Below are 9845 nucleotides of genomic sequence, written 5' to 3'. Positions count from 1 at the left end.
CGGTGAGCATCCGTTCATGGCTGGAGAGTTCAAGCCCGCAGGCATCGTCGCGTTGCCGAGGCAGCTTGCGCCGCGCTTGAAGTATCGCGGGAAGCTTCGGGTGGTGGATGCGCAGCAGCGGGCGCGGCCCGGTACGTACTACAGGATTGTCACCGCTGCTGGCGAGGTGTTGGCCCAGGGCGTTACCGATGACAGTGGGCGCAGCATCACGGTGGGAACTGAATCCGGCGACGCGCTTACGGCCTACATCGGCAATGGAGGCTGGACCATCGAAACATTGATCGATGGACAGGGTGACGCATGCGACTGCTGAGTCTTGATATCGGGAAATATCCAGGAGAAACCACCCGTGCACGCATCCTCTGATGCCTGTTCAACAGGCTCGACGCAGCTTCACTTTGCGACCAGTTTCGGCGAACCGCTGGACAGAGTCACATACCGACTGAGAGACGGTCGAGGGAATACCTATGTTGGCATCACCTCAACGGATGGCCGGGGTGTCAGGCTGTCTTCCCACCACGACGGCGGCCCGGTGGAGCATGAAGGAACCTGGCGGCTGTCCGGCTCTGGCCATGTGCAGATCGATATACGTCGCGACGATGACTCCTGGAAGCACATCGGAAGCTTCTGCCATCACGCTCACCAGCGCAGCAACGTAGTGATCACGACCAACGCTACCGCCTTCCCCTTCCAGGTGGAAATCGCATGACATCCGCAAAGCGGAGGAAGAACTGATGCGGCATCGGAACCAGCCACCCGCCGCGGCCATCGTGGTCCGCGATCGCGACAACGTGGCCATGAACGTCTACCACGTTCCAGTCATGCACCATGTCGAGATCACCTTCATGATGAGAGGCGGGAATGACGGGAAGACTACTCAGCTGACCAAGGGGCTGCCCTACGTCGTAGTACATGCTCGACCGGAGGACCCCAGCCACTGGCGTGTCCTGGAGCGCCCAAGGAACACTTCAGGGAAGACGTCCTCGGAGGGAAAAGCACATGTGCTCCTCCAGGGTGCGGGGAAGTACAGAATCTACATCAACGAGCCCACAGAACAGTTTCTTCCGCGCAGCACTTTTTCGATACAGCAGCATGCACTTGCCGACGGTCGAAGTAGCGGTCGTGACGTGCAGCCACTGGTCGAGCTGGATGTCGTCGAAGCAGCCGACCTGAGCCTGTCTGTCCGCACCACCCACCCCAATGGTCTGCTGCGCACTCGTGGCGTGGCAGCTGACTCCATCGCAGCGGACGGCGCCGTCCTACAGTTGACGAACCATCAAGAGGCCAATGGTAAGAAGATCAAACCCTTGGATCTTGGGCGGCACCTTATCTCCTTCCAGGCGTGGGCTGATGCCTCTCGCACCTATGGCAGTGAGCACCCTCTCATCGAGGCCAGCGACTATCGCGAACAACTACGCATCATCTATGGCGAGCGATTGACGATGAACAGCGCACACGACGCTCACTTGCATGACCGGATATTTGAGCATGGCGACAAACGGATTGAGTTCAACCACCAGTCAACCACCGGCGGACGCGGGCGACTCTCCTTCCGCGAAGATAACGGCCATGCAGGAAACCGCATGACTGCAGATGAGAGCCTACGCAGGACACATCCAGCAGCCATGGAGTTCCTCTTGAGGATGATGCATGACCTGGACATCTCGTACATTCGATCTACCGGTGCGTGGCGCCCGCACTTCGGCTCCGTTCTGCATCGCTATGCTTCTGCACTGGATATTACCGAAGCAACGTCCACAATTGTGTCGAACGACGAGCAACGGCATGACGTAACGATCCAGTTTCATCGAACCAACTCGCCCAACTCGCATCCATTGCAGATGGCGGCGACAGAAACGCCAGCTCGGGTACGCATGCGAGAGCTCTCATGCAGACTGCATTCCTACCTGGCGCAGGGTCAAGCAAATGGAGAACTGGGCTGGCTGGGAGGTCCATGGGAACTGAGCTACGCGAAGCTGGGGATCCATGACGCTGAGAATCCAAACAAGGTTTCGATAAGAACAGATGCCACCCACATTCATCACATACACATCAGTCTGGGCGACAAACAGCCATGACGGAATTCCTCATACCCGTACTGATGATATCGCAGGTAATTGCTGCGGTATCAGCACCCATTGAGGGCAGGCTCTGCCCCGCCCCGTCAGTCACCTTGAATTCCACAGAGGGACGCGTCTACATCTGTCAACCGCGCAATGGGACGATTGTTCCGGTAGACGTAACCCCGCCCGATGACGAGGCACACTGGCGACTCGGCTTCGGACTTTCAGCCAAACGTCCCAACGGCTCCGGGTCCTACCATCCCGTACAGGATTGGCCTTTCCGCTCGCTGTATGCAACGCAGACGCTTCTTCTGAACAGCAATGAGTACTTTTACATCTTCGATCGCAATGGGCGAATCACTGAATCCAGCGAAGCCGACGCCATTGGTCAGCGCATGATGGAGATCCGGATCTCCGACCTTCGAATCTGGCCCACTGCGAATGTCTACTACCGCCTTCCGGATTCAGATGAAAGGGGCGATCACCTGATCAGGGAAACCGGAGACACGTCAATCGGCACGATGAAGTATGCCTTAGTGGTCGATGGCAGGATGCTGTGCCCCGCGCTGGATGACAGTGGATATTCCGAGTGGAAGAATGATGATCGCCATCGCTCGACCGGCGGGTTCCACATCAATGGTCATTGCAAGGATGCGAGAAAACAACAAACCTCTCCACTTGAACCTGATCAGGAAACTCAGGTCTTGTACACCTACCCGGGGCTTCCTGACGACCGACAGCCATTTGAGTGGAGCTTCCAGCGCCACGATGAGCCAGAACGCCCTGTTCGCAACAAGCAGGGCGAATGCATCGCGCTCTGCATGCCGTCAGGCAATGTGCTTTAACCAGATGCCAATGAACGCACGATGCAGATCATTCCACTCTGGTGCAGCCAATGAAGCGCCTTTCACCGCTCCCCCTGTTGCTGTTCGCTTCATCCATTCACGCCACGGATGATTCCGGGAAGATGGCGGCACCCTCGTTCGAGTGCCCGCCAGCTCCGGCGACGATCCATGTCGTCGCCGACGGCAGGATGCTGCGCTGCGCGGGACCTGGTCATGACGCATACCGGCACCTTCCTTTCCCTGATGACGCGTCACATTGGCAACATCTGCTCGGCTTGAACGGCTTTTCTGAGCCGGACCTGCTCAGCTACGCCTCCATCCAAGCTTGGCCATTCAGGGCTATCGTTGTTTCCAAGCAACCTGGCGCGCGAGAGGAGGATCGCTATTTCGTGTTTGACCAAATTGGCACTGTGATTGATTCCAATGATGTCAGTGCCATCGGCGAACAGATGATGGAGATTCGATTGTCAGGCGTACTTCTGTGGCCTCGATCGCGCGTCTACTATCGCGTGCCAGCGACTTCTGCGTTGCGCGCGGAGAAGGACTTCGACGTCGACGTGCGTGTTGCTGCTACATCGCAGTACGCAATGGTCATTGAGGGCGGCACACTGTGCCCGACGCTCTACAGCCGTCTATACGACGACTGGCAGCATCCCAGTGCTCCTCAGGATGTTTCAGCCGCCTACATCCACGGACACTGCGCGCAGGCGTTCCCCACGACTTCTGCGTTGATTCCAGATTCGCACGGGCAATGGCTCGCTTACCCGGGGTCTTCGATCGATGGCCTCAACATGATCTGGAGCGTGCAGCGCCATGACTCGCCTGTACGACCGATCATGGGCCGAGATGGAACGTGTCTGGCGCAGTGCGATGCCGACAAGGGCGAACTCCCATCGACTGACCGCTCATGAACATGATCGCGTTCTGTCTTGTTGCAGCGCTTGCGGGCGTCCAGATGGACTTTGATCGACTACCCGGCAGTGCACTCGGCCCCATCAACTGCCCGGAACCACCCGCCACCATGTACACGGCAGAAGGTCGCATCCATGAGTGTCGGCCGGCCACGCGACTACACCTACCCAGGATTAAAGGCCGGCGGCCTCGATCTCCTATGGAGCTTCCAGCGTCATGATGAGCCGGAGCATCCACTCCTCAATCGAAAAGGTGAATGTGTAGCCTTCTGCACGCATCTACCGGCTCCTACCGCTCCACCGGCGCAGACCCGGTGATGTGCCTCTCCAGCGCCTTGGCATCACTACCGGCCAACCCACTCAATTTCATCGATTCAGAGAACGGCCCCTGCACCGTGGCCACCATCAGCACCCGGCCATCCACGCTGATCGCCATGCGCTGACCGACCATGGCCGCCGTGCCATCGTGGAGGCGCTGGTGCGCCTCGGGTCGATAGCGGATCTGCAGCGCCGTCAGGCCGTAGTCATCCTGCACAGAGCGCACATCGGCGATGTCCGCGCTGCTGGCAATCGGCGGCTCGCGCAGCGTCAATGTCTCGTCCTGCCACTGCACGGGCACGCCCTTGCCGGCCGCATCGACCGCGCTCAGGCGCACATCCACCCCGGGAAGTGGCGGGCGGTCCGCCCCCACCCGCGTACCGGGCGGGGCCGCTGGCGTGCAGCCGGCCAGAGCCATCGCCGCGCCCAGCAACACCGGAAGCAGCGCCCTCACCTCAGCTTCCGCAGCTTGAATGCCACCAGCACCTGCAGCAGCCCGTACAACAGGCTGCCGATGCCGATCCACAACGTGGTCACGGCCACACCCGCATACGGGTTGGCGGCGAACAACAGGCCCAGCACCACGGCCAGCGCCCCACTGAGAATCAGCAGCCACTCGCCCTGGATCTGCTTGCGTACGCGGATCGCGAACACGATGCGGTAGATGCCGGCCACCAGCAGCCACGCGGCCAGGAACAACACCAGCACACTGGCGGTGGCCAGCGGATTGATCACCGCCAGGATGCCGAAGCCCAGCGAGGCGATGGCGTACAGGGCCAGCCAGCCACGCGGAGCGCCACTGCCTCCGCTCACCAGCGCGAACAGGCTGATCACGCCTTCGACAATGGCCACCACGCCCAGTGTCCACGCCAGCGCCATCGCCGCCGACAGCGGCCAGCCGACGGCAACAATGCCGAAGCCCAACGCAACCAGGCCGTACAGCAGCAGGATCCACCAGCTGCGCCCAACCGCCGACAACAAGGGAGACAAGGGGGAATTCATGGCCACTCCTTCGATCCGGAATCGGCCTCATCCTAGCCGCTCCACATGAAAGCGGCGATCACGGCACCCGCGCGCAGACCCATACGCGCACCTCGTCGGCGCCCGCCAAGCGCAGCGTCTCGGCAATCTCCATGACCGTGCTGCCGGTGGTCATCACATCGTCCACGACGGTCAACCGTGCAGGCACCGGTCCGCGCACATCGAAGGCATCGAACAGGTTCTCCCGGCGCTGTTCGGCGCTGCGCTCGGACTGCGGTGCGGTATGCCGGCGCCGGCAAAGCCCGTGCCAGACCGGCATCGGCAACAACCGGCACAGTTCCGCGGCCTGGTTGTAGCCACGCTGGCGCAGGCGCCGGTTGTGCAGCGGCACCGGAGCCAGCGGCGGGCACGACCACGGCGGTGCAGCACGCAGCATCAGCTGCACCAGCAGGCGCCCGGCGGCCAGATCCTGGTGGAACTTGAAGCGCACCAGCAACTGATCGACCGGTGGCAGGTACAGCAGGCTGGCATGGGTGGCGGCCTGCGGTGGTGCTTCCTCGCGGCAACTGCCGCAGACGATCAGCGCGGTGTCCGGCAGCGGCAGTGCGCAGCGCAGACAGGCACGGCCGGACCAGGGCAGATCGGCGAGGCAGGCGCGGCAGAGGTCGAGCTCATCGTGGCCCCGGTCACCACAGACCAGGCAGCGCAGTGGCAGTAGCATGCGCAGCACCGCCTGCAGAGGATGTGCTGGGTTGTTGAAGGCCGGCATGCGTTGCAGCGTGATCGCATTGCCGACCCGGGGCCATCAGGGGTCTGCTCGTTGCCCTGTGGGCATAGCCACCGCCCTGCGCTCACCTCACCGTGTCGGCGCCGGTGCCGCATCCACCGGCGTGCGGTAGACCATGTACGGCTTCTGCCGTCGATCCACGCCGCCATGGAACCCCGGCTGCCGATGCAGCTGGTTGGCGGTGAAGTACAGATAGCCATCCGGTCCCATCGACAACGTGTCCGGCCACAGGATGCGCGGATCGCGTACCACCGTCGTCCAGTGCCCCTGTGCGTCACGGGCATGGATGGCGTTGTGCTCGTAATCGCTGGCATACAACCGGCCGTTGGCGTCCATCTCCATGCCATCGGAGGCGCCCTTCTCGCCCAGGTCAACGACCGCAGCAGCCAGCGCCGCTTCGCTCACCTTCGGGTCGCGCAACAGTGCAGTGGGCACGCTGTACAGATGGCGGCTGGACAGTGGCGTGTAGAACAGCGTGCTTCCATCCGGCGAAAGCGCGATGCCATCGGCGGCAACGGTGAACGGTGCCGAGGAACCGTCGGCCTTGCGCAGCCGCATCTGCCGGCCTTCCACGATCGGCACGAACGCGGGATCGGCCGAGGTGGATACATGACCGATCAGACGCTTGGATGCCGCCCCCGTGGCGAGGTCGATGACGATGATGCCGCCGATGCCGCTCAGCGACGAATCGGTCACGTAGGCCACGCCCTCGCGGCCGATACGGAAGTCGAAGCGCACGTCGTTGACGTAGGTACGCGCATCGATGACGTTGGCCGGGAACACCAGGGTCCTGGCCACGGTGTTGGTAGCCAGATCGATCGCCACCAGCTTGGCACCACCGGCCTGCGGCGCGGAGAAACCGGGCGCAGCGGTATCCAGCACCCACAGGTGGCCCCGGCCGTCGGCCACCACACTCTGCACGCTGATGAAGTGGGCCGCCGGATCGGCGCCGTCGTGGCGGTTGATGCGCGCATCGGGATACGGCACCGCGTGGCCATCACGCCACTCCGCCACACTGTAGGGCACCTCGTCGCCCCAGCGCGGGAAGTTCACGAAGATGCGCCCGGTTTCGGACACCGCTACGCTGGTCGGCATCGCGCCTTCGAAGCGCGCGACAGGCTCGAGGGTGCCGATGCTGCGCTCGCTGGGCAGCAGGGGCGTGCCGGCCAATGCCAGCGCAGGTGAACTGACCAGGGCCAGGACGGTGGCCGCCAGGCGGCGGATGCGGCAGTTGAACATGTTCGCTCTCTCCATGCAGGTCCGGGCGGAGCCCCGGCGTGGACGCATGTTCTGCGCCGCGCCCGTCATGGGGTAGACGGTCGAATGGGGAATCAGCTTCACCGCTGGAGTGAAGATATCGAACTGATTTATGGCACTTATCGCAGCAATGATCGTCGTCTATCAGCGCGGCCGCGGTCTGCTTCGCCGCCGTGATTCGCCGACGGCTCGCTGCATCTCCTGCTTCACGACCGGGCAGCGGGCCCCGCATCTGCGGCAGGGTCAACGACCGCCGGCACCATCAGCAACTCCGCCAACCCGCGATAGATCGGCACCCGGCACACCAGACCGGATACGCCGCGCGCAATCAGCACCGTGGCCAGGATCGGCAGCAGCAGATCGCCGCTGTCGGTCAGTTCCAGCGAGATCACCGCCGAGGTCAGCGGTGCCTGGGTGACGCCGGTGAGGTACGCACACATGCCCAGCAGCACGAACGCGCGCGGGTCCACGCCGGGCATCAACACGGCGAGGTTGTGGCCCAGTCCCGCGCCGACCGCCAGCGCCGGCGAGAACAGGCCACCGGGAATACCGGCGACATAGGAGGCCAGATTGGCCAGCAGCTTCATCAGCCCGAACTCGTGGCCAACCAGCGCCTGGCCCTGCACCAGGCTGCGCGCCTGCTCGTAGCCGGTGCCGAACGCCCCTTCGCCGAACACCAGCGCCAGCAGCACCACCACCAGGCCGCAGCCAGCGGCCAGCAGTACCGGATGGCGCTGCCGCAGCTGGCCCAGCCAGCGCGGGCGGCCCGCCGCACTGGCCAGCACTGCACGTGCGAACAGACCGCCCAGCAGGCCCGCCACCACACCACACAGCAGGATCGCCAGCCAGCCCTGGCCCAGCGGCAGGCGCGCGCTCACATGGCCGAAGTACGTGTAGCTGCCGAGCAGGCCCAACGACACCACGCCACCGACGATCACCGCGGTCAGCAAGGTGCCGGAGAAGCGATGCTCGAAGCGGCCACTGAGTTCTTCGATGGCAAACACGATGCCAGCCAACGGCGTATTGAACGCGGCAGCGATGCCGGCTGCGCCACCGGCCAGCAGGAAGTGCGAGAGCTCACGCGGATCCTTGAAGCCGAACCAGCGGCCGAACAGATACATCAGGCTGGCGCCCACGTGCACGGTCGGGCCTTCGCGGCCGACGGATGCGCCGCCCAGCAGCGACAGCGAGGTCAGCAGCAGCTTGCCGGCCGAGACCGCAGGCGAGAGATTGGTGCTGCGGAATGACTCATCCGGCTTGTCCAGCGCGGCGATGACCTGCGGAATGCCACTGCCGCGGGTTGGTTTCAGCACACCTGCGGTCAACCAGGCCAGCAGCGCGAAGATGCCCGGCGTGAGCAGCAGGGCCCACCACGGGGAGTGCGCGGTGATGCGCTGGAACAGATGGAAGGCGGCGTCGCTGGCCTTGGCGAACAGGATCGCCACCAGTGCCACGGCTACGGCGCCGCCCCACAACGCGGCACGTCGGCGCCAGGCCTCGCTGAGGACCAGCGCGGTGATGCGGCCGCGAAGGCGATGGAGATCGGTCATGCTGGGCAGTCTGGACGCGGCCGGAGCACGCGGACAGCGGCTACTGTGGCTGAAGGCCTTGCAGGATGCGGTGAAATGCAGCACCCACCGCAGCGCGACGGACAATCAGTCCTCGCCCAGCGCCTCCGGCACCGCCACTTTCCGCAGCAGTTTCAACGTATGCCCTTCCAGCACATAGAAGTAGGCGTAGTGACCGGTCCTGTCGTAGTTGCTGTCGTACTCGCTGCCTTCGGCCACCACCAGCGCGCTGTGCGGATCGATCCTGACGATGTTCGGGCCGAGTTCCCCGCCCAGGCTCTGCGGCAGCGGCTTGCCGGTGCGCAGGCTGATGAAGGTCTGCGAGAAGCAACTGGTGCCGCAGCCCCAGCCGGCGACGGTGTACTCGCCCGCGAACTCGACCTTGCCGTCCTTCAGTGCCGCCGACATCCGTGTCTTGAACATGCGCGCTTCACGCGTACTCATGTCCAGCGCAGCGGCTGGCCCCCTGTAGACCTTCGCCACCGGATAGTCGGCGAGCTTCGGGCCGCCTGCCTCGCCACTGAAGATCGCCTCGCGGATACGGGCGTTCTCGCCGATTTCCGCGACCGTGGGCTCGTCCGACGCATCCTCCGCTGCCAGCGGCTGTGCGGCCTGCGCCTGCACGACGGCGCGCTGCCGCAGACGCTCGTTGCTCGCCTGGAAGCTCTGCGCCAGCGCATCACAGTCTGGCGTGGAGACGCCGCACTTCACCGACATCTGCATGGCCACCTGACCGTCTTCGGCCACCAGCTCGCGCCGGACAATCGAGGGATGCCAGCCATTGGCCGGCGTGGTGACGGACCAGAACACCGGCCCGGCCGGATCGTGCAGCACGATCCAGTCGTTCTCCTGGCGCTCGCTGATCGAGGGCTGCGCACGCAGTGCGGCCAGCGCCTGCTGCGGGGAGGCGTAGGTAATGGCGCCGCGCGCGCGGCCTTCCGCGTGGGCCTGCACGGCCCACCCCGTACACAACAGCACGGTGATCACCTGGGCCCAACTGCGCCTGCCTGGCACCGGCAACGTCTGCATTCCCTGCTGTCCAATGGTGGCTCCGGCCGATGGTAGCGCCCGCCGCGATGGGCCGGAAATGGCCTTATCGCTGTAAACCATAAAAA

Annotated in this window: 11 protein-coding genes; 5 read left to right on the top strand and 6 right to left on the bottom strand. The window is 63.8% G+C overall.

All coding sequences use genetic code 11. From position 1 onward, the window contains the following. The 5 genes from AC5YGJ_RS14720 to AC5YGJ_RS14700 form a co-directional block, all read left to right on the top strand. The coding region (locus AC5YGJ_RS14720) for a hypothetical protein (RefSeq protein ID WP_496186962.1) at positions 1-313 on the top strand (313 nt) is incomplete at its 5' end. Between the two features lie 36 nt (positions 314-349). Beyond that, positions 350-709, top strand: a complete 360-nt coding sequence (locus tag AC5YGJ_RS14715; RefSeq protein WP_496186961.1) for a hypothetical protein — start codon at positions 350-352, stop codon at positions 707-709. Positions 710-734: 25 nt separating this feature from the next. Beyond that, positions 735-2078, top strand: coding sequence for a hypothetical protein (locus AC5YGJ_RS14710; protein WP_496186960.1), 1344 nt, complete (start codon positions 735-737; stop codon positions 2076-2078). Next, on the top strand, positions 2075-2908 hold the full coding sequence (locus tag AC5YGJ_RS14705) for a hypothetical protein (protein WP_496186959.1): 834 nt from the start codon (positions 2075-2077) through the stop codon (positions 2906-2908). Before AC5YGJ_RS14710 ends, AC5YGJ_RS14705 begins: the two co-directional genes overlap by 4 nt. A gap of 50 nt (positions 2909-2958) precedes the next feature. Continuing rightward, positions 2959-3819, top strand: coding sequence for a hypothetical protein (locus AC5YGJ_RS14700; protein WP_496186958.1), 861 nt, complete (start codon positions 2959-2961; stop codon positions 3817-3819). 289 nt (positions 3820-4108) lie between these two features. Here AC5YGJ_RS14700 and AC5YGJ_RS14695 read toward each other — a convergent pair whose 3' ends face one another. The 6 genes from AC5YGJ_RS14695 to AC5YGJ_RS14670 all read right to left on the bottom strand — a co-directional run bounded on the left by AC5YGJ_RS14695 (position 4109) and on the right by AC5YGJ_RS14670 (position 9684). Then, positions 4109-4591 carry a SecDF P1 head subdomain-containing protein gene (locus AC5YGJ_RS14695; protein WP_496186957.1) on the bottom strand — a complete coding sequence of 161 codons (483 nt, stop codon included), beginning with the start codon at positions 4589-4591 and terminating at the stop codon, positions 4109-4111. Next, entirely contained in the window at positions 4588-5139 is a 552-nt protein-coding gene (locus AC5YGJ_RS14690; RefSeq protein ID WP_496186956.1) for an HdeD family acid-resistance protein, read from the bottom strand. Before AC5YGJ_RS14690 ends, AC5YGJ_RS14695 begins: the two co-directional genes overlap by 4 nt. A gap of 58 nt (positions 5140-5197) precedes the next feature. Next, the gene (locus AC5YGJ_RS14685; RefSeq protein WP_496186955.1) at positions 5198-5887 is read right to left on the bottom strand and encodes a ComF family protein; all 690 of its coding nucleotides are present in this window, start codon (positions 5885-5887) and stop codon (positions 5198-5200) included. Positions 5888-5974: 87 nt separating this feature from the next. After that, the gene (locus AC5YGJ_RS14680; RefSeq protein WP_496186954.1) at positions 5975-7144 is read right to left on the bottom strand and encodes an L-dopachrome tautomerase-related protein; all 1170 of its coding nucleotides are present in this window, start codon (positions 7142-7144) and stop codon (positions 5975-5977) included. A 224-nt stretch (positions 7145-7368) separates the two neighbouring features. Then, positions 7369-8712, bottom strand: a complete 1344-nt coding sequence (locus AC5YGJ_RS14675; RefSeq protein WP_496186953.1) for a chloride channel protein — start codon at positions 8710-8712, stop codon at positions 7369-7371. A 105-nt stretch (positions 8713-8817) separates the two neighbouring features. Next, on the bottom strand, positions 8818-9684 hold the full coding sequence (locus AC5YGJ_RS14670) for a hypothetical protein (RefSeq protein WP_496186952.1): 867 nt from the start codon (positions 9682-9684) through the stop codon (positions 8818-8820). Positions 9685-9845 lie beyond the last annotated feature (161 nt).

This window comes from Stenotrophomonas sp. CS3K5, assembly GCF_059515225.1.
Note: the sequence above shows the minus strand (reverse complement) of the source record. Positions and strands in the feature narration are given on the sequence as shown.